20 protein-coding genes, 3 tRNA genes and 2 pseudogenes are annotated in these 20,897 nt (G+C 21.8%); 8 read left to right on the top strand and 17 right to left on the bottom strand.

The features are described 5' to 3' along the window. Window positions 1–27: 27 nt before the first annotated feature. The 13 genes and pseudogenes from fliR to fliF form a co-directional block, all read right to left on the bottom strand. Window positions 28–804 (bottom strand): flagellar biosynthetic protein FliR, encoded by a 777-nt coding sequence (gene fliR / locus ACOI1G_RS01440; protein WP_422667541.1) that lies wholly within the window; start codon window positions 802–804, stop codon window positions 28–30. After that, entirely contained in the window at window positions 804–1,073 is a 270-nt protein-coding gene (gene fliQ / locus ACOI1G_RS01435) for a flagellar biosynthesis protein FliQ (protein WP_422667540.1), read from the bottom strand. Before fliQ ends, fliR begins: the two co-directional genes overlap by 1 nt. A gap of 56 nt (window positions 1,074–1,129) precedes the next feature. Beyond that, window positions 1,130–1,870 carry a flagellar type III secretion system pore protein FliP gene (gene fliP, locus ACOI1G_RS01430; protein WP_422667584.1) on the bottom strand — a complete coding sequence of 247 codons (741 nt, stop codon included), beginning with the start codon at window positions 1,868–1,870 and terminating at the stop codon, window positions 1,130–1,132. Window positions 1,871–1,987: 117 nt separating this feature from the next. Further along, window positions 1,988–2,269: pseudogene (locus tag ACOI1G_RS01425) on the bottom strand (FliO/MopB family protein); the annotation flags it as partial. A gap of 50 nt (window positions 2,270–2,319) precedes the next feature. Beyond that, window positions 2,320–2,685 carry a flagellar motor switch protein FliN gene (fliN, locus tag ACOI1G_RS01420; protein ID WP_422667539.1) on the bottom strand — a complete coding sequence of 122 codons (366 nt, stop codon included), beginning with the start codon at window positions 2,683–2,685 and terminating at the stop codon, window positions 2,320–2,322. 23 nt (window positions 2,686–2,708) lie between these two features. Then, window positions 2,709–3,623: a FliM/FliN family flagellar motor switch protein gene (locus ACOI1G_RS01415; RefSeq protein ID WP_422667538.1), complete on the bottom strand. Its 915-nt coding sequence runs from the start codon at window positions 3,621–3,623 to the stop codon at window positions 2,709–2,711. Between the two features lie 105 nt (window positions 3,624–3,728). After that, window positions 3,729–4,697: a flagellar hook-length control protein FliK gene (locus ACOI1G_RS01410; RefSeq protein ID WP_422667537.1), complete on the bottom strand. Its 969-nt coding sequence runs from the start codon at window positions 4,695–4,697 to the stop codon at window positions 3,729–3,731. Next, window positions 4,685–4,903 (bottom strand): hypothetical protein, encoded by a 219-nt coding sequence (locus ACOI1G_RS01405; protein ID WP_422667536.1) that lies wholly within the window; start codon window positions 4,901–4,903, stop codon window positions 4,685–4,687. Before ACOI1G_RS01405 ends, ACOI1G_RS01410 begins: the two co-directional genes overlap by 13 nt. Window positions 4,904–4,917: 14 nt before the next feature. Further along, window positions 4,918–5,280 carry a flagellar export protein FliJ gene (locus ACOI1G_RS01400; protein WP_422667583.1) on the bottom strand — a complete coding sequence of 121 codons (363 nt, stop codon included), beginning with the start codon at window positions 5,278–5,280 and terminating at the stop codon, window positions 4,918–4,920. Between the two features lie 108 nt (window positions 5,281–5,388). Continuing rightward, complete coding sequence (locus ACOI1G_RS01395) at window positions 5,389–6,759, bottom strand: FliI/YscN family ATPase (protein ID WP_422667535.1); 1,371 nt, start codon at window positions 6,757–6,759, stop codon at window positions 5,389–5,391. After that, window positions 6,756–7,445: a FliH/SctL family protein gene (locus tag ACOI1G_RS01390; protein WP_422667534.1), complete on the bottom strand. Its 690-nt coding sequence runs from the start codon at window positions 7,443–7,445 to the stop codon at window positions 6,756–6,758. The genes ACOI1G_RS01395 and ACOI1G_RS01390 overlap by 4 nt, the downstream gene beginning before the upstream one ends. 17 nt (window positions 7,446–7,462) lie before the next feature. Then, the gene (locus tag ACOI1G_RS01385; protein WP_422667533.1) at window positions 7,463–8,422 is read right to left on the bottom strand and encodes a flagellar motor switch protein FliG; all 960 of its coding nucleotides are present in this window, start codon (window positions 8,420–8,422) and stop codon (window positions 7,463–7,465) included. Further along, complete coding sequence (gene fliF, locus ACOI1G_RS01380; protein WP_422667532.1) at window positions 8,419–10,086, bottom strand: flagellar basal-body MS-ring/collar protein FliF; 1,668 nt, start codon at window positions 10,084–10,086, stop codon at window positions 8,419–8,421. Before fliF ends, ACOI1G_RS01385 begins: the two co-directional genes overlap by 4 nt. Before the next feature lie 191 nt (window positions 10,087–10,277). Between fliF and fliE the strand changes: the two genes are divergently transcribed. Further along, a complete protein-coding gene (gene fliE / locus ACOI1G_RS01375) occupies window positions 10,278–10,586 on the top strand; it encodes a flagellar hook-basal body complex protein FliE (protein WP_422667531.1) in 309 nt (102 codons plus the stop codon). Between the two features lie 27 nt (window positions 10,587–10,613). On the opposite strand, the gene ACOI1G_RS01370 is transcribed toward fliE, so the two are convergent. Then, window positions 10,614–10,686: transfer RNA gene (locus tag ACOI1G_RS01370), tRNA-Ala, on the bottom strand. Window positions 10,687–10,780: 94 nt separating this feature from the next. Continuing rightward, a complete protein-coding gene (gene gltX, locus ACOI1G_RS01365) occupies window positions 10,781–12,190 on the bottom strand; it encodes a glutamate--tRNA ligase (RefSeq protein WP_422667530.1) in 1,410 nt (469 codons plus the stop codon). Between the two features lie 190 nt (window positions 12,191–12,380). On the opposite strand from gltX, the gene ACOI1G_RS01360 reads away from it, so the two are divergent. Beyond that, window positions 12,381–12,453, top strand: a tRNA-Val gene (locus tag ACOI1G_RS01360). An 11-nt stretch (window positions 12,454–12,464) separates the two neighbouring features. Beyond that, window positions 12,465–12,537 (top strand) — tRNA-Lys (locus ACOI1G_RS01355). Between the two features lie 15 nt (window positions 12,538–12,552). Here ACOI1G_RS01355 and ligA read toward each other — a convergent pair. Beyond that, window positions 12,553–14,565, bottom strand: coding sequence for an NAD-dependent DNA ligase LigA (ligA, locus tag ACOI1G_RS01350; protein ID WP_422667529.1), 2,013 nt, complete (start codon window positions 14,563–14,565; stop codon window positions 12,553–12,555). A 350-nt stretch (window positions 14,566–14,915) separates the two neighbouring features. Here ligA and cysK point away from each other — a divergent pair, with 350 nt between their 5' ends. From cysK to ACOI1G_RS01325, 5 genes and pseudogenes are all read left to right on the top strand, one after another. After that, window positions 14,916–15,866, top strand: coding sequence for a cysteine synthase A (cysK, locus tag ACOI1G_RS01345; RefSeq protein ID WP_422667528.1), 951 nt, complete (start codon window positions 14,916–14,918; stop codon window positions 15,864–15,866). A 139-nt stretch (window positions 15,867–16,005) separates the two neighbouring features. Beyond that, window positions 16,006–16,263 (top strand): HPr family phosphocarrier protein, encoded by a 258-nt coding sequence (locus ACOI1G_RS01340; RefSeq protein WP_422667527.1) that lies wholly within the window; start codon window positions 16,006–16,008, stop codon window positions 16,261–16,263. Window positions 16,264–16,413: 150 nt separating this feature from the next. After that, on the top strand, window positions 16,414–18,165 hold the full coding sequence (gene ptsI, locus ACOI1G_RS01335; protein ID WP_422667526.1) for a phosphoenolpyruvate-protein phosphotransferase PtsI: 1,752 nt from the start codon (window positions 16,414–16,416) through the stop codon (window positions 18,163–18,165). A gap of 9 nt (window positions 18,166–18,174) precedes the next feature. Further along, on the top strand, window positions 18,175–18,678 hold the full coding sequence (crr, locus tag ACOI1G_RS01330; protein ID WP_422667525.1) for a PTS glucose transporter subunit IIA: 504 nt from the start codon (window positions 18,175–18,177) through the stop codon (window positions 18,676–18,678). A gap of 58 nt (window positions 18,679–18,736) precedes the next feature. Then, window positions 18,737–19,530 (top strand): annotated as a pseudogene (locus ACOI1G_RS01325) (undecaprenyl-diphosphate phosphatase). Window positions 19,531–19,554: 24 nt separating this feature from the next. Here ACOI1G_RS01325 and ACOI1G_RS01320 read toward each other — a convergent pair. After that, window positions 19,555–20,805, bottom strand: a complete 1,251-nt coding sequence (locus tag ACOI1G_RS01320) for a tRNA CCA-pyrophosphorylase (RefSeq protein ID WP_422667524.1) — start codon at window positions 20,803–20,805, stop codon at window positions 19,555–19,557. Window positions 20,806–20,897: the final 92 nt, after the last annotated feature.

Below are 20,897 nucleotides of genomic sequence, written 5' to 3'. Positions count from 1 at the left end.
TTATTAAAAATTATACTTTACATAATACTAATATATTTTAAAAAAATTAGTCATAAATATAATTAATTGATTTAGTATAATTTTAAAAAATGGAAAAATAATATTAATTAAGAAGTATAATAAAAATATACCAATTAATAAATTTAAAGGTAAACCAATAGAAAAAATAGATATTTGAGGTGATAATCTATTTATTATACCCATTGTAATGTTTGATACCAATATAAAAATTATTATTGGTAACACAAACATAATACTATTAATAAAAATATATCCAGAAAATTTTAATATAATCAATAACATATTAGCAGATAAAATATTTTCATCAATGGGTATATTATAAAAACTATTTACTAATATATAAATTAAATATAAATGACCATTTAATGATAAGAAAAAAAATAATACAATTATTTTAAATAAACGAGATATAATAGATATACCAATATGCGTATAAAAATCAAAAAAAGTTGCAAATGATAAACCGATTTCTAAACCTATTATTTCACCAGCTAAATTTGCTGTAACAAATAAAACTTGTGCTATAAAACCTAATGTAATTCCAATTAAAATTTGATATAAAAATAATATAAAACCAATAGAAGAAAAAAATGATATTTTTATTTCTGGTAAAAAAGGCGCAATTAAAAAGCTAATACAAAGAGATAGTATTATTTTTGTTTTTCGATTAATCAATTTATCACTAAATACCGGTGCTGAAGAAAAAAAAGACACAATTCGAACGAAAGGCCAAAAAAAATAACTAATTAACGTAGTAATATAAAAAATATTAAGATGTAACATTATTTAGTAATCAAAGGTATAGTATTAAATAAATTATGCATATAATCTATCATGACATTTAACATCCAAGGTCCTAATATAGACATCATACCTATAACGGAAAGAATTTTTGGAATAAAAGAAAGAGTTTGTTCATTCACTTGTGTAGCAGCTTGTAATATACTAATAATTAAACCACTAATAAGAGCTGCCAACAACAACGGTGATGCAATCATTAATGTTACTTTCATAGCTTCATGAAAAATTAACATAATATGTTCAGATGTCATATAAAATTCCTTTGTTTATAAAAACTAATTTAAAAACATTATTAAAAAAAATAAGTTTATATATTAAAACTTTGTACTAAAGAACTTACTAATAATTGCCATCCATCTACTAAAACAAATAAAATTAGTTTAAAAGGTAATGAAACAGTTGCCGGTGGAACCATCATCATTCCTAATGCCATTAAAACACTTGCTACTACTAAATCAATAATTAAAAAAGGTATAAATATTGTAAAACCAATTTGAAATGCTGTTTTTAACTCACTAATAATAAATGAAGGTAATAAAACACGCATAGGTATATCTTTTTTATTTTTATAAGAAGACAAATGTGCTAATTTTAAAAATAAATCTAAATCTGATACACGAGTTTGATTCGACATAAATTTTTTTAAAGGAATAGAAGCTTTTGTAAGAGCTTCTTCTACACTAATAGAATTTTGACTAAATGGTTTATATGATGTGATATATACTTTTTCTATAGTTGGTGACATTACAAAAAAAGTAAGAAATAATGCTAAACCTATTAATACTTGATTAGGTGGCGCATATGGAGTACCCAAAGCATTTCGTAATAAACCAAAAACAATAATAATTCTAGTAAAACCAGTCATCATTAATATACATGCTGGAATAAAAGTTAATGATGTAATAAATACTAATGCTTGAATTGGTATAGACCAGTCTTGTGAACTATTTTTAAACAATTGATTTGTGATATTAGTAATATCAGCATGTGCTATTGAAGAAAATAAAAATAAAAATAATATTATTGGAAAAAACAAAAATTTTTTCATTTGATGAATATCTGGATCTTTTTGATGAATATCTGGATCTTTTTGATGAATATCTGGATCTTTTTGATGAATATCTGGATCTTTTTGATGAATATCTGGATCTTTTTGATGAATATCTGGATCTTTTTGATGAATAGTGTTTAATTTATATAAATAAGAAATATTTTTTGGAGTAACACCTAAAATTAATTTTTCTTTTTGAATACTAATAACAATAATAGATTTATGAGAGTCTAAAGATATTTTATCTATTATTTGTATTAATGGAAGAGTTTTAAATTTTCTATAAAAAGATAATTTTTTTATAATCCAACTAAATAATAATATTAAAAATATAACCTGTGATAATGAAGTTATTACTTGAAAAAAATAATGATTATCAAATAATGACTTCAACATATTAGATACTAATTGAAAAAAAGTATTATTATTATTCATAAAGTTTAAACTCAGACTGTAGAATTAATTGATTGTCTTGAATCTTTAATACTAGTAATACGAAGACCATATTTTTTTTCTAAAAATACAATCTCTCCTGAAGCAACTAAATAACCATTAATAAAAATATCTAATGGTTCTGTATGTAATTTATTTAATATTAAAATACTATCTTCGGAAAAATTAAGAAAATCTTGAATTTTTATTTTAGTTTTACCTAATTCTACAGTAACATTGACAAATGTATTTAAAATAATATTCTTTTTTTTTAATACATTACAAACATTATCTTGAACATCTATATTTTTTTCAGACTGAATTTTGTCTTCAATATTTAAATCCTTTTTCTCTAATTTATTTTTTATCTTATTTATCATTATATTTTCTCTATTTATTATTTTTAGTTAACATTAATAAAATCTTTTATTATAATACAAGATTTTTCATAAAATAGTTTATAATCTCCAGATAAAACTGGTATATTTTCAATATAAGCTATAACTTTTTTAGGATTGTTAATTTCTAAAATATCTCCTACAGATAAATTACAAATTTTTTGTTCACTAATAGAAAAATCTTCTAACTGTGCTATAATCTTTAATTTAACATTTTTTATCATTTCTATAGATAGAGGATAAGATATTTTTTTAGATACATTAGTATAATTATTTGGTGATAAATTTTTCTTTTTATGTAATTTATTTAAAATAGTCATTGGACTAATTAAATAAAAATAAAAAATTATATCATTTATCTTAAAAAAAAATTTATAAATTACCGGTATATTTTTATCATTTAAATAATCTTTTTTAAAATCTGTATTTTTTTTTACACTAATACAATTCATTTCAATAGAAAAAAATTTTTTCCAAGCATATGAATAAGATTCAATTAAAAAACATATTATTTTATGATTAATTAATAATTCAGTAGAATTTTTTTCGAAATTTTTATTATCATTATGTAAATTCTGAATATTTCCTCCAAATAAAATATCTATTATAAAAAATAATATATTTGTAGGAAAAATAGCATATAATTGACTTTTTATTGGTAATATTTCTATTGTATTAAAATATGTTAATACTTTTTTTATATTTATTTCATCTAAATCAGATTCCTCTATTAAACAAAAAGAAATAAATTTTATTTCAATATTAATAAAATTAGAAATTTTTTTTATAAATTCATTTATAAAAATATTATTTATTTCTTTTAATATTTCAATTTTTTCTTTAAAAATATCATTATTAAATATTTTTTTTTTCTTCTTATATTTTTGAAATTGATTTATAATATCATTCATTTCATTCATTATTATACGCCTCATAGATACAATTTTAATATAGGATATATAATAAAATTAAATAATTAATAATCATATTCCATACTAAATAAAAAATAGTTTTAATATAATTAATTATACATATATATCAATACCTTGATGATTGATATACTTTACATCTCTTTGAGATATATTAGAAAAATTTTCTATATTTCTCTTTTTTATATAATCACTATTCTTATTTTCTATATTTTTTTTTATTTTAATGTTTGTATCATCTGAAATTACCGGGCTATGAATATTAATTTTATCTACTTGAATACCTCTTTGTACTAAAGAAGATTTTAAAGCAGGTGTAATACTGTTTAAAAATTTTTTAATCTGACTACAATAAGAAATAAAATTTACTGTTGCTTTATCACTTTTCATTCTAATTTGAACATATATGGGATTGAGATTTTTAGGTTTTATATTTATCTCAGCTACATTTTCTCTGTTCAAAATAAAAAATAATAACTGTTGGCTAATTGCTTTTTTCCATTCACTATAATCTTTAATATTATTTTTAGCTGATAAATCTATATGAGAATTTAAATTTATTTTTTTATCTATTCTATTTAATACACTTATTCTTGAAAAGATATTATTATATTGATATGTATTTTTTTGAATATTTTTTCCATAATTATTATTTATAATACTTTTCTTTATATTTCTTATTATATATATAATATCTTTAATATTTTTTATATAATTTATGTTTTTATCATATGTATTAAATTCAGATATATTATTTAATAAAGACGAGTTAATATGAATATGATTAAAATCTTTTTTAAAATTATTAAATATTTTATTATTATGGTGAGATTTAATTTTAATATTTCTTAAACGATTAGATAAAGGCTTTTTTAAAAAATTTATTATTTTTTTATGATTTTTAATACTTAAAATATTATCATTATAATTAGAATAAAAAGAAGGAAAAGTTAAATGTTTATCATGATCTATTTTTTTTTTAACTATATTATGCTTTTTAATTGTACGAGAAACAGAATCTAAAAAAATATTCTTTTGATTAAGAATATCAACTAAATTTTGCATGATACAATTAATAAAAATAGTATTATTTTTTTTTTTTCTTCTGCAGAAATATTATCAAATTCTATTTCTCTAGTTAGTAAAGAATTAATAATTTTATTAAATACTAATTTAGATGACATCTGTAAATTAACATTTTTTAAAGTATTATGATCTTGATTAGAACATTCATTCTTATTTATTATTATACTCTCAATTATTTTTAGCATTATGATAAAAATCCTTATTTTAATAACTTTAAATACATATCATCATCAATTTGTCTTTGATCCATTAACTTTTTAGATCTTAAGATCATTTTTCTTTTTTTTAAAGATAAATATTTCCATGTTTTTAATCGTATTTGATTTTTTAATAATACATGAATACTATCTTTAATTTTTTTTTTATTTTTATATATTTCGTCTATATGATTTCTAATAATAGAATTCAATATAATAAGAAATTTATTATAATTATCCCAATCATATACTGTAATACCAATTAATTTTTGATTATATAATTTATTTTGATATTCTATTTGATATTTTTGTAATAATTTTAACTGCTCATTATTTTTCATTTTTTCAGAATATAAATATTTTATTTTTATAGATTCTTTTTCTATTTTTTTTTTTCTATTGTTTCTAAAACATAAAATAAATTATTTTTATTATTCATGAACTATATATCCTCACAAAAAGATAAATGTACATTACATTAAAAGATTTTCTAATTCTTGACAAGAATGAAAATAATCACTTTTTTCTAATATTTTTTGTTGTAAAAATTTTTCTATAGAAGGCCAAATTTTAATAGCATGATCTAATGTTAAATCAGTTCCATGCACGTAAGCACCAATGCTAACTAAATCTCTATTTCTTTGATAAGATCCCAGTAATTTTTTAAAATTACAAATATAAGAATATTGCTTTTTACTAATAATAGATTGCATTACTCGGCTAATAGATAATTCAATGTCAATAGCAGGATAATGACCTAAATCAGCATAATAACGAGATAATATAATATGACCATCTAATATAGCACGAGCAAAATAAGATACTGGATCTGATTCATCTACATCTTCTGTTAATATTGTATAAAATGCAGTAATAGATCCTTCTGATTCATTATTTCCTGATCGCTCAATTAAATGAGGAATTTTTGAAAAAACAGAAGAGGGATAACCTTTAGAAACCGGTAATTCCCCCATAGATAAAGCAATTTCACGTTGTGCTATTGCATATCTAGTTAAAGAATCCATAATTAATAATACATGCTTATTTTGTTTTCGAAAATATTCTGCAATACTAGTAGCATAAGAAGCACCTTGTACTTGCAAAATAGGAGAAACATCAGCAGGCGCTGCAATGATTACTGATCGTAATAAACCATCTTTTCCTAATATATTTTCTATAAATTCTTTAACTTCTCTTCCTCTTTCACCAATCAATCCTATAACAATTATATCTGCTTGAGTATACTTAGCCATCATTCCTAATAAAACACTTTTACCAACTCCAGAACTAGCAAAAATACCAATTCTCTGACCTCTTCCGATGGTTAATAAACTATTAATAGCACGTATACCAGTATCTAATATATCAATAATCGGTTTTCTTTTTAATGGATTAATTACATTACCAGTATCACCTAAATAAGTGAAATGATCATAATTTAACTGTGATAAATTATCTAATGGTTTTCCTGTACTATCTAATATACGTCCTAATAACTGATAACCTAATGGTAATTTTTGTATGATATCATTATCATATAAACTAATATTATTTATTGGAAAAACACGAGCACCAGGAAAAATACCATTAGTATCATCAAAAGATAAAAGTGAAATTTTATCTTTTTTAAAACTTATTACTTGAGCAATAATATTTGAATATTTATCATCTATTCGTCGTTCAATAATACATTTTGCTCCAATCGGAATTTTTAATCCCTCTGCTTCTAAGACTAAACCATGAATCCCAGTAAGACGTCCATAATAAATTATATTAGGTAATACACTAATTTTTTTTTCCAAAGAAGAAAGTTGATTTAACCATTGATTGATTCGAATATTCATTCATATTCCTTAGAATTTACTAGTCGACATAACTCTTGCCATCTAGCATCAATAGTCATATCAATATCACCACTATCTGACATAACTTTACAACCATTGACATCTATATTTTTATCATAAACTAACTTCCAATCATATGTATTAATACAATTTAAAAAAAATTTTTCTACTAATTTTTTATTTTGAGGGTGAATTATTAATCTTGGTTTTTTCAATAAAATATCATCCTGTATAATAATTTTTTTTATATATGATAATACATGATCTTTATTAACATTAATATTTTTACCAATAATATAAGCTGAAACAGTTAATATGACTTTTAGTAAATAAGAAAATAATAATTTATCATAAGATAATATAGAATTTTCAAAATCTATAAATATTTTTTTTATTTTGTTTTGCAATATTATTTTATTTTTTTCACAACCTTTTGTAAAACCTTTTTGATATTCTTTTTCTTTTAAATTTTTTATTTCTATATCGTTCATATATAATATTTTAGAACTATCTTGAATATTTTTTTTACATTTTTCATTATCTTCATTTTCTATTTCTGTATATAAATTCTTTTCCAAAATATTTGTAGAATATAAAATATTTTTAGAATTTTTACTTGTGTTTTTTAAAAATATTTTTTTAGGACACCATAATTTCCAATATTGTTTTTCAATGAATTTTGACATTATATTTCCTAAATCAATTAATTATTTTTTTTTATAATCGCCTTAATCATCATTAATATTAATTTTTGTTCGTTTTTAATAGCTTGATCTGAAATATAAGAGTGTTTTTGTAAACTTAAATTTAATTCAAAAGCTTGATTTTCAGGCATATTTTTAAAAAATTTTTCTCTAATTTTTAAATTGGTATTTTGTAATGCAACATATAATTTTTCATGATCAATACTTTTAACTAATAATTGAATATAATCATCTTTTAAATTTAAGATATTATCAAATGAATGCATTTCCTTTAAAATTTGTGAAGCAAGATGATTATTATATTCATACATTTTCTTCATTATTTTTTTTTCAGAAACAATATTCATCGAATTTAAAATACTAGCTGCAATTTTTATACCTCCTTTATCAGATAAAATTAATTTTTTATTTTTTAATAAAGTACTTATAACTTCTTTTAATTTGATTAAATTAGATTCTTCAATTCCAGTAAACTCTGCAATTCTTAATATAATCTCCGAACGCATTTCATTGCTAAAAAAAGAGAGAATACGAACCACTTGTTTTTTTTCTAAATGTACCAATATTGTAGTAATAATTTGTGGATGTTCTTTAGACAATAAAGCAAAAATATGATTAGGGGGCATAAAATTAAATGCTTCAATATACATTTTTGTATTGTGTATCTCTAATACTTCTTGTAGTAAAATATGACCTTTATTTTCCCCTAATGCTTTAGTTAACATAGAAGAAAGATATTTATCACTATTACAACTAATATTATTTATATTCTCTGTATTTTCATAACATTCACGTAATACTTTTATCAACGTTTTAGTAGAAAATTGATTTAAATTAACCATGGCGGTAATTAATGTTTGAACTTCAAAAAAAGTTAAATGTTTTAATATTTCTCCAGATTGTTCAGATCCTATAGACATTAATAATAATGCGCTTTTTTCGATACCATTTAAAATCATATTTTATTACTCATCCATTTTCGAATAATTAAAGCTATAATGCGTGGATTTTTATTAGATATACTAATAATATGACGAATTAAATCATCAACATTTAAATCTTGTTTAATATTTTCTTTAACAATAATAGATTTTATTTGATTATTTTCTGTATTTTTTTCTGTATTATTTTCTATATCTTTTATTTTAATATTTTTTGAAGAAGAATAATAATATTTACGAAAAATAAAAATAACACATATCATTATTAAAAAAAATGATATTTTAGGAAAAAAAATACTGGATTTTTGAAAAGAATCAGAATGATTTAATTGGATTGGTAATTTGATATTTTTTTTAATAAAATAATCATTCATAACATATATACTATCACCACGATATGAAGAATAACCTATTGCTTCACGTACTAAATGATTAATATTTTTTAATTGTTTTTCTGTTAAACTTATTAATTTTCCATTTTGATCTTTAATAAAATTTACTACTACTGCAGCTGATAATCTTTTAATTTCTCCTATATTCATTTTAGTATGTGAAATAAGATGGTTTAATTCATAATTTACTATATCTTCGTGATTAATATTAGATTTTTTAGGACCAGAAAAATAATTAATATTTGGATTGCCTTGCATAATAACATTTTTATCTTTAATAATATTATTTGATGTATTAGTAATATTTTTTCTTTTAGAAATATTATTTGATACAGTATTTGGAATTTTTTTATGAGTATCAAGATGATCTATTTCATCATGAATCATTGTCTGACGAGAACGCATAGATTGGTTTTCATTTTGTACATTAGGTGAATATTGTTCTTGTGTGCGTTCTTGGGTATTAAAATTAACTTGAGCTGTAACTTGAGCATGGACATTGCCAACTCCTAATATAGGCTCTAAAATATTTTGAATTCTATTTTGATATCGATTTTCAATAGCTTCAATATATTTAATATGCATATCATTAATTTGATTTTCTTCTAGAGATGAATGATTTAATAATTTTCCAAATTGATCTAGTATAGTAATATTTTTTATAGGTAAATCAGGAACACTACTTGAAATAAAGTGTGCTATTGCATTAATTTGATTATTATCTAAAGATCGATTTGTCTTTACATGTAATATTACTGAAGCAGAAGATTCTTTTTTATCTCGTAAAAATAATGAAGATTCAGGTAATGCTATATGTATTCTTGCATTTTTTATAATATTAATTTTTTGTATAGTTCGTGATAATTCACCTTCTAAAGCGCGTTGATAATTTATTTTCTCATTAAATTGACTAATACCAAATTTTTCTTGATCCAATAACTCAAAACCAACATTATTATTTTCTGAAAAACTATTTTCAGAAAAATGTAAATGTAATCTATGAATATAATCTTTTGGTACTAATAAAATTTTTTTATCTTTAGAAAAATGATAAGGAATATTCATTTCTTCTAATTCATTGACAATATTGATTTTATCTTCATTTGATAAATTTTCATATAAAACTTCATCATCAGAAGATTTAAAAAAAATAGCAATAGAAACAACTGTAATCACTAATGCTGATAAAATAATAACTAAAACTCGAGAATTAGCATAAAATCGAGAAAAAAAACTACTATTTTTTTTTTTCTCTTCTAACACTGAATTTTCTACAGTATTTCTATTCATGAAATCTTCCTATCTCAAGTGAACATTAATTCAAAACCAGTTGACATAAAATCAATTTAAATATTAAAATATATTAATTAAAATAAAACATTTTTTAACATTAATAATCAATTTTACATCAGTAAATACATTAAACACATACATTTAATATTAATAATATAAACAATAATATTAATATATTTAAGGAAAATATGTTTATTAAAAATATTAACTCTTATCATGATTATTCATCAATACTAATTCCAAAAAATAATAAGATTAGCGATAACTCTAAATATGATGATTTTGCGCAGAATGCACAAGAAATATTAAAAGAAATGAATCGCGAACAAAATAATGCACAAAAAAATACTGAAAAATTTGAATCAAAACAATCTAATATATCTCTTAACGAAATATTAATAGATTGGCAAAAATCATCTATTTCTATACAAATGGCAGTACAAGTTAAAAATAAATTAATATCAGCTTATCAAGAAATAATGAATCAACAGGTATAATATTATATTTTAAAAATAAATTTTTTATGGAGCTAAGCGGAATTGAACCGCTGACATCTTGCATGCCATGCAAGTGCTCTACCTACTGAGCTATAGCCCCCAATAATTACAATATAAAAACACATGAATTCTGTCAATCATATTTTGTATAAAATAACTTTTATAAAAAATATAAAAATTTTTATATATAAATATCAATTATTTAAATTTTTAATATAATCAATTGCATTTTTAATTCTTAATAATGTTTTTTCTTGACCCATTAAAAATATTATAGAACTAATACTAGGAGAAGAAATATTACCAGTAATTACAAATCTGAGTAATGTACTTATTATTTGTATTGAAATCACATATTCTTTTGATAAATTATTGATTATTTTAAATATCTCTTTAGAATCCCAAATTAATATTTTAGATATATTTCTATATATTAATTCTAAAATATAAACATTACTTGAAACTAAATATATGTTACTGTCTTTTTTATCAGATAAAAAAAATTCTTCATAAAAATAACGACAAGATTTAGCTATTTCTTTTAATGTATTATTACGAGTTTTAAATAAATCTATTAAAGATTCTAAATTAGGTCCATTTTTTATATTAATTTTTTCCTTTTTTATATATTCTTTTAAAATAGTAGCCAAGTAATTAGTAGATAAATTATTAATATAATATTTGTTAATCCATAACATTTTTTTCACATTAATAATACTTGATGATTTACTAATAGATTCTAAATTAAATAAAGATTGCATTTCTTTTAAAGTAAAAATTTCTTGATTACCATAAGACCAGCCTAACCTAATTATATAATTTAATAAAGCTTCTGGCAAAATACCATTATTGCGATATTCCATAATATTTATAGCGTTATTTCTTTTAGAAATTTTTTGACCTTCTTCATTAAAAATCATAGATACATGTGCATATACTGGTATTTTTGCGCCTAATATTTTTAAAATATTAATTTGACGTGGTGTGTTATTAATATGATCTTCACCACGAATAACATGTGTAACATTCATATCTAAATCATCTACTACTACGCATAAGTTATAAGTCGGTATTCCATTTGAACGTTGAATAATCAAATCATCTAGTTCTTCATTATTAATAGAAATTTTACCTCTAACTTTATCATTAAAAATGACTTTTCCAGAAAGTGGATTTTTAAATCGTATAACATAATCATTATCAAAAAAATGATTGTTTTTTAAATATCTGCATGCATGATTATAACGTGGTTTTTCTCCTTTTAATATTTGATTTTTTTTTTCTTCTTCTAATTTTTTAATAGAACAAAAACATTTGTATGCATATCCATTATTTAACATATCCTTAATAATATTTTGATATCTTTTTAATCTTTTGCTTTGAAAATATGGACCTTCATCCCAGTATAAACCTAACCATTTTAATCCATCTAAAATAGATTGAACTGATTCTGATTTAGATCTTTCACAATCTGTATCTTCGATTCTTAATATAAATTTTCCATTATAACGCCTTGCAAATAACCAAGAATATAAAGCAGTACGAATACTACCAATATGTAAATTACCAGTAGGACTTGGTGCAAAACGAGTTATAATTTCCATATATTCCTTAAAATATAAAAAATAAAACAATAAAAAAAATGATAATATATATTATTATATGTAATATCTTAAAATTATTAAATATTATTATATAAATATCTAAAAAATACTAAAAATATATCTTTTTTTTTAAAAAAAAGATTGACTCTATTTGTTCTGGTATTACAATAAAGTAATCAAGTAAATAAACGGGTGATTAGCTCAGTTGGTAGAGCTCCTCCTTTACACGGAGGAAGTCGGCGGTTCAAGTCCGTCATCACCCATAAATATTTTTGGGTCGTTAGCTCAGTCGGTAGAGCAGTTGACTTTTAATCAATTGGTCGCAGGTTCAAATCCTGCACGACCCATAAAATAAAATATTTTTATATTAAAAATAAAAATTCCTTTTCACTAATTAATTTTATTTTTAATTTAGATGCATTGAAATATTTAGATCCTACTTTTTTTCCATAAATTAAAAAATCAGTATTTTGAGAAATATTATTTAATATTTTAGCACCTAATTTTATTAGTATTTCTTTTATCTCTCTACGAGAATAACTTTTAAATTTACCAGTTAAAACTATTTTTTTATTGAAAAAAAATGTTTTTTTTAAAACATCATTTCTTTTATCACTCTCATCCCATGAAATTCCTATATTTTTTGTAAGTTCAATAATAACATTACGATTAGAATCTAATGAAATATAATTAAATATACTATTCGAAATAGTATGACCTATTCCAGAAATAGAATATAATTCCAATATATTTGTATCTAATAATTGTTTTACTGTTATAAAATAACTAGCAATTTTTTCAGAAATAGTTTTTCCAACATAAGGTATACTTAAAGCATAAATAAAACGACTAAAAGTAGTCTTTTTAGATTTTAAAATAGCATTAATAATTTTTATACTTTTTTTTTCTTGAATATATTCTATTTTTTTTAATTTTTCAGGTGTTAAATAAAAAACACTCATTACATTATCAATAATATTATGCTTAATTAATTGATTAATAATAGAAGGACCTAAACCAATCACATTTAATGCTGATTTAGAAAAAAAATGATGTATTATTCTTTTTTTTTGTGCATAACAAATAAATCCAGCATGACATCTTATAATAGATTCATCTTCATTTTTTATTAATAAACTATTACACGAAGGACATAAAACAGGAAAAAATATTTTTTTTATATTACTTAATCTTTTATTTTTTATAACATTAGTAATTTTTGGTATCACATCACCTGCTCTGCGAATAATAATCATGTCATTAATATGTATATTTAATCTCTGAATTTCATTTTTATTATATAATGACGCTTTTCTAATAATTACCCCTGATATTTTAACAGGTTCAAAATAACCTACAGGTGTTATAACACCAGTTCGACCAACTTGAAATTTTACGTCAATTAATTTTGTAATTTTTTCTTTATCAGGAAATTTAAAAGCAATAGCCCATTTTGGGGATGTATTATTATTTCCTAATTTCTTTTGTAATAAAATTGAATCTGCTTTTATAACAATACCATCTATATGAAAATTTAAAAAAAATCGATTTTTTTCAAATTTTTTATAAAAATTATATACTTCTATATGTTGAATACACAATAATATATTTTTTTGTACTAGAAAACCCCATTTTTTACATTGTTTTAATCGTTCATAATGACTACTTATTTCTTCTGTTGTTTTAAAAAAATTACATCCATAACAAAAAAAAATCAATTTTCGTTTCTCTGTTATATCTGGATTAATTTGACGTAATGATCCAGAAGCAGCATTTCGAGGATTAGAAAAAATTTTTTTGTTATCTAATGCTAATTGATTATTTAATGTTATAAAATCAGATTTTAACATAATTACTTCCCCTCTAATTTCTAATCTAGACGGTATATTATAACTGTTTAATCGTATAGGAATAGATTTAATCATTTTTGCATTAGACGTTACATTTTCTCCGATATAACCATCTCCACGAGTACTTGCTCTCACTAATACTCCTTTTTCATAAATAATACTTAAAGCAACACCATCCATTTTTAATTCACAACAAAACAAAGCAGGTTTACCAAAATCTTCAACATTTTTTATGCGTTTTTCAAAAGATAAATAACCATTTAAATCAAAAGTATTTTCTAAAGATAGCATAGGTGAAAAGTGAACCACTTTTTTAAAATTATTTATTATATATGAACCTACTTTTTGTGTAGGAGAATCTAAAGTAATCAGTTCTTTATTATGTAATTCTAAATTATATAATTGATTCAACAAATAATCATATTCTGCATCTGAAATCAGTGATTGATTTAAAGTATGATAAAAAAAATCATATTTTAAGAGTTTTTTTCGTAATTCATTAATTTTTTTTTTAATAGATTTCATAATGTATTATAGATTAGTTAGTAAATGATAAAATTTGTAGTTTTTAAATTAAATAGACTAATAATATTAGTATTTTCTATATATTATTTTAAAAAATAGAATTATAAAGTATGGTATAAAAATAATTTTCATATTTAAATAATAGTATTCAAGAAAACAAAAAAATTATTAAAAAAATTAAGTTTTATTATGTATATTAAAACTATCTGAAAAAAAAATATAATAAATAGATAATTATATTGATGTTATATATTAATAAAATACATCATTTAAATATATTGTATTAAGAAAATATATAATATTTTATATAAATTATATCATTAAAAAATTTTATACTATTTAGGAAAATTATGAATAAAATATATACAGATAATTCTTTTACTATAGGAAATACACCTCTAATTCGTTTAAATAATATGGGATTCGGAAATATTTTAGTTAAAGTAGAATCAAGAAATCCAAGTTTTAGTGTTAAGTGCAGAATTGGCGCGAATATGATATGGAATGCAGAAAAAAAAGGAGATTTAACAAAAGAAATAGAATTAATAGAAGCTACTAGTGGAAATACTGGAATAGCACTGGCATATGTTGCTGCCGCTAGAAACTATAAATTAACTTTAACTATGCCAGATACTATGTCAATAGAAAGAAAGATGTTATTAAAAGCATTAGGAGCTAATTTAGTATTAACAGATGGAGCATATGGTATGCCTGGCTCAATATCAAAAGCTAATTATATAGCATCTTCAAATCCTAAAAAATATCTTTTATTAAAACAATTTGAAAATCCTGCTAACCCTGAAATTCATCAAAATACTACAGGTCCCGAAATTTGGAATGATACTCAAGGAAATATAGATGTTCTTATTTCAGCTGTAGGTACAGGAGGAACAATTACAGGAATAACAAGATATATTAAACATATTAAAGGTAAAAAAAATCTTATTAGCATTGCTGTAGAACCAAAAGAATCACCTGTAATTACACAATTTATAAAAGGAAAAAAAATGACACCGGGACCACATAAAATTCAAGGTATCGGACCAGGATTTATTCCTAAAAATTTAGATTTAACAATCATTGATCAGGTTATTACAATTTCAAGCGAAGAAGCAATACTAACATCTCAAAATTTAATGAAAAAAGAAGGAATATTATCAGGAATTTCTTCTGGTGCAGCCTTAGCTGCTGCTTTAAAAATACAAAAACAAAAATATTTTATTAATAAAAATATTGTAGTCATTTTACCATCTTCAGGTGAACGTTATTTAAGTACAGAATTATTTTCTACATCATTATAAACCAAAAAACAAAAAATAAAAAACTTTTTTAGACTACTTTAATTATATATATAATATATTTAAAAATTTATATTTATTACTAATATATCAAATTTTAACAATTATGACATTATACACTAAAATTAAGAGAGAAAAAGATATGTTTCAAAATACAATTACAATTAATGCACCACATGGTTTACATACTCGACCTGCAGCACAATTTGTAAAAGAAGCAAAAAAATTTACGTCTGAAATTAATATTATTTATAACGGTAAAAAAGCAAACGCAAAAAGTTTATTTAAAATTCAAACATTAGGATTAGTTCAAGGTAGTCTGATTATTTTATCAGCAGAAGGAGAAGATGAAAAAAAAGCAATTCAACATCTTTCTAAAATTATGACAGAATTAGAATAAATCATCAAGTGAAAAGAGCAATATATATTTTTTTATAAAAAAGGAGGTAATATATTATTTCCCAAGTATTTTATAAAATAAAAACACTTTTGCCTGATATTAAATATTTTTTTTCTATAAATAAACATAATTAACATTAAAGGTAATGTTATGATTTCAGGCATTTTGGCATCACCGGGTATTGCTTTTGGCATTGCTCTTTTATTAACAGAAAAAGAAATTGTCATTCATTCGAAAACAATTTCTGTTAATAACATTCAAACAGAAATACAGAAATTTTTTGAAGGTAGAAAAAAATCAGTAGAACAATTAACAAAAATTAAAAATCAAACAAAAAAAATATTTGAAGAAAAACAAGATAGTATTTTTGAAGGTCATATCATGCTGTTAGAGGATGAAGAATTAGAACAAGAAATTATTTCTTTAATTAAAAAGAAACATATTTCTGCTGCAGCATCAACTCAAAAAATTATTGAAGGACAAGCAAAAGTATTAGAAAATTTACAAGATGAATATTTAAAAAATAGAGCTATTGACGTTAGAGATATAGGAAAAAGATTAATAAAAAATATATTAAACTTAAATATTATTAATTTAAATAATATTAAAAAAGAGGTAATTCTAATTGCAAAAGATTTAACTCCTTCAGAAACAGCACAAATTAATCTTAAATATATATTAGGTTTCATCACTGATCTAGGCGGAAAAACATCTCATACATCTATTATAGCTAGATCTTTAGAAATTCCTGCTATTGTTGGAACAGGTAATATTACTAATCTTGTAAAAAATAATGATTTTATTATATTAGACTGTATTAATAACCAAATTTTTATCAATCCATCTCAAAAGATTATTGATCAAAAAAAGAAAATACAAAATAATTATTTTTCTGAAAAAAACAGATTATTAAAATTAAAAAATGTATGTGCTACTACTATTGATGGTCACAGTATTATAATTGGTTCAAATATTAGTACATTACAAGATATACATTCTGTAAAAAAATATGGAGCTGAGTGTATTGGTTTATATAGAACAGAATTTTTATTTATGGACAGAGAATCGTTACCTACTGAAAATGAACAATTTCAGGCTTATAAAGAAATAGCTATTGCTATGAATAATAACCCAGTTATTATTAGAACTATGGATATAGGAGGTGATAAACATTTACCATATATGAATTTACCAAAAGAAGAAAATCCTTTTTTAGGATGGCGTGCAATACGTATTTGTATGGATCGTAAAGAAATTTTACATTCTCAAATTAAAGCCATACTCAGAGCTTCAGCTTATGGAAAAATACGTATATTATTTCCAATGATTATTTCAGTTGAAGAAATTAGATCACTTAAAATTGAAATTCAAAAACTTAAATTTCAATTAAAGAATAATAATATTATTTTTGATGAAAATATTGAAATTGGTATTATGATTGAAACTCCTGCATCAGCTATTATAGCTGAATATTTAATAAAAGAAGTAGATTTTTTTAGTATTGGTACTAATGATTTAACACAATATACTTTAGCAGTAGATAGATGTAATGATTTAATCTCACATCTATATAACCCAATGAGTCCACCTATTTTAAAATTAATTAAACAAGTAATAGATATTTCTCATTATTCTCAAAAATGGACTGGAATGTGTGGAGAACTTGCAGGTGATGAACGTGCTACTATCCTTTTACTGGGCATGGGATTGGATGAATTTAGCATGAGTTCATCTAGTATTCCTAAAATTAAAGAAATCATTCGAAAATCATCTTTTAAAAATGCACAAAAATTAGCAAAAAAAGCATTAACACTATCTACTGAAAAAGAAATTAATAATTTAATAGATAATTTTATTAATAATGAATATAAAATAAAAACTAAAAAAAATAGCAGTACTTAGGAGAAAAAAATGAGCTTATTTTCTGCTTTTTTTAATAGTAAAAAAAGTAATAGTTCTAAAAAAATAGATATTATAGCACCATTATCCGGTGAAATAATAAATATTAAGGATGTACCAGATATAGTTTTTTCTAAAAAAATTGTAGGTGATGGAATAGCAATTAAACCATTAGGAAATCAAATATTATCTCCAGTCAATGGTACTATTGGAAAAATTTTTGATAGTATACATGCTTTCTCAATTATATCCGAAGATGATGTTGAATTATTTGTGCATTTTGGAATTGATACAGTACAGCTTAAAGGAGAAGGTTTTACACAAATAGCACAAGATAATCAAGACGTTAAAATAGGAGATTTAATTATCAAATTCAATCTAGATTTTTTACAAAAAAATGCTAAATCTATTTTAACTCCTATTGTAATTTCTAATATAGATCAATTTAAAAAAATCGAAAAATCATCAGGCACTGTTATTGCTGGAAAAACTATTATTATGTCTTTATATAATTAAAATTTTATGTAAAACGGTGCTTTTTTTAGTACCGTTTTATTTAAGAAAAGGAGTGATAATTTTGTACTTTTATCAAATTATTCTATCTATCATTATTGGTATAGTAGAAGGGATTACTGAATTTTTCCCTATATCATCCACTGGACATATGATTTTTTTTATTAATTTATTCAACATGAAACAAAATAATATTAAAATGTTAGAAACGTTTATCCAATTAGGTTCTACAGTTGCTATATTTATATATTTTTATAAAAAAAAAGATATGTTTTTCAATTTAACAATAATAAAACAATAAAAAAAATATATATCTTTATTTCTATGTTACCAACAGTATTTATAGGATTAATATATTATAAAAAAATTAAATTATTATTCAGTATTAATCATATTCTTTACTCTTTAATATTAGGCAGTTTTTTTTTATTTTTAGCTGAAACATATAAACCAAAAATAAAAAATACCATTTATATTAATCAAATTACTTTATTACAATCTATTATTATTGGTTGTGGTCAAGTATTATCATTATACCCAGGATTTTCTCGATCTGGTTCTACAATCGCAACAGGGATATTATTAGGAATAAAACGATCTCTTGCTATAGAATTTTCTTTTATTATTTCTATTCCATTAATAATAGGAGCTTCTTTTTTTGATATAATGAAAAATATAAAAGATATTACCATAATAGATATTCCTATATTTTTTACAGGATTTATCACATCTTTTACAATTTCTTTATTTTATGCAAAAAAACTATTTTATATTATTAAAAAAACATCTTTAATTATTTTTGGAATATATAGATTATTATTAGCTATATTAATCTATTTTATTAATTATACATAGTAAACTAATAATAATATAAAAAAATTATATTTTAATATAATTTTTTTTAATTAAATATTGCGTTCTCCATGATTCTAATTTATTTATTCTTAATCGTAATAATTCTTCTTTTATTTTATATCCTGTAAAACCTTTTTTTAAAATTAATTTAATAGAAATATTATTAACAATAGAAAAACATTTTTTTAAAAAATCACCTGATTGCAAAAGAAATACTTGAGATATAAAAACATTATAAAAATTAAAATTACACAAATATGCTAATTGACTAATACGTTCCGGTTTTCTCCAAGCATCAATTTTTAAAAATAACATTATAATATTATGTGATGACTGGTAATGAATAGTTGCTAAAAATTCAAAAAAACCAGCACTGATAACTGCTAAATCTGTAATATCAGTTGGTACACTTAATCGCTTACAAAATTGACGTACTATAGAAGCAGAATTAATATCATAAAAATTTTTTATAATATTCTTATTATACAAAGAAAAAGATAAAAATTGACATAAAAATGAAAAACGTATACTTAAATCATTAGTTAAAGCGGAAATTTTAGCTAAACCCATAAATATTAAAAATTTATTTTTTATTTTATTTATTAAATAATGATGAAAATTAATTTTTTTTTCATACAAAAAATGAATTTCAGGAAATAAATATTTTAAAGCTTGACAATTATATAATACTTGAAAATACACATGTGGATTAGAAGTGTTTAAAGCTTTTTCAGTTTCATTCCATATTCTATTTGATGTTAAATATGATAGCTCCTTTTGATTAACTATGATACACATTAGCTTCATTGTTTCTTCTGCAATTTGAAATCCTAAATGCGCTAAAGATGCAGCAAATCGTGCTGTACGTAAAACACGTAATGGATCTTCTATAAAAGCAGAAGAAACATGACGCAATATTCGATATTTTATATCTTCTCTACCATTAAAAGGATCAATATAATTTCCATATTTATCTTTTGCAATAGCATTAATAGTTAAATCACGTCTAATTAAATCTTCTTCTAAAGTTACATTAGTATTATAATTTGTACTAAAATTAGTATATCCTTTTCCTGATTTTCTTTCTTGCCTTGCTAATGCATATTCCTCATGTGTGTCTGGATGTAAAAAAACAGGAAAATCTTTTCCTACTTGTTGAAAATTTTTATCTAATAACATTTTTTTAGTACCACCAACTACTACCCAATCCTTATCTTTAATAGGTATTTTTAATAAAGAATCTCGAATTGCGCCTCCTACTAAATAGATTTTCATATAATGCTCTTTTAAAATATAAAAATTTAAAAAATAATAATTGTTATAATATAAACTAATTAATAAATAATAAAAATTATTTAAAATATTAA

This window comes from Buchnera aphidicola (Pterocomma populeum) (genome assembly GCF_049314985.1).
Classification (GTDB): Bacteria; Pseudomonadota; Gammaproteobacteria; order Enterobacterales; family Enterobacteriaceae; genus Buchnera; species Buchnera aphidicola_BQ.
The sequence above is the reverse complement of the archived record's forward strand: the minus strand, read 5'-3'. Positions and strand labels throughout refer to the sequence as shown.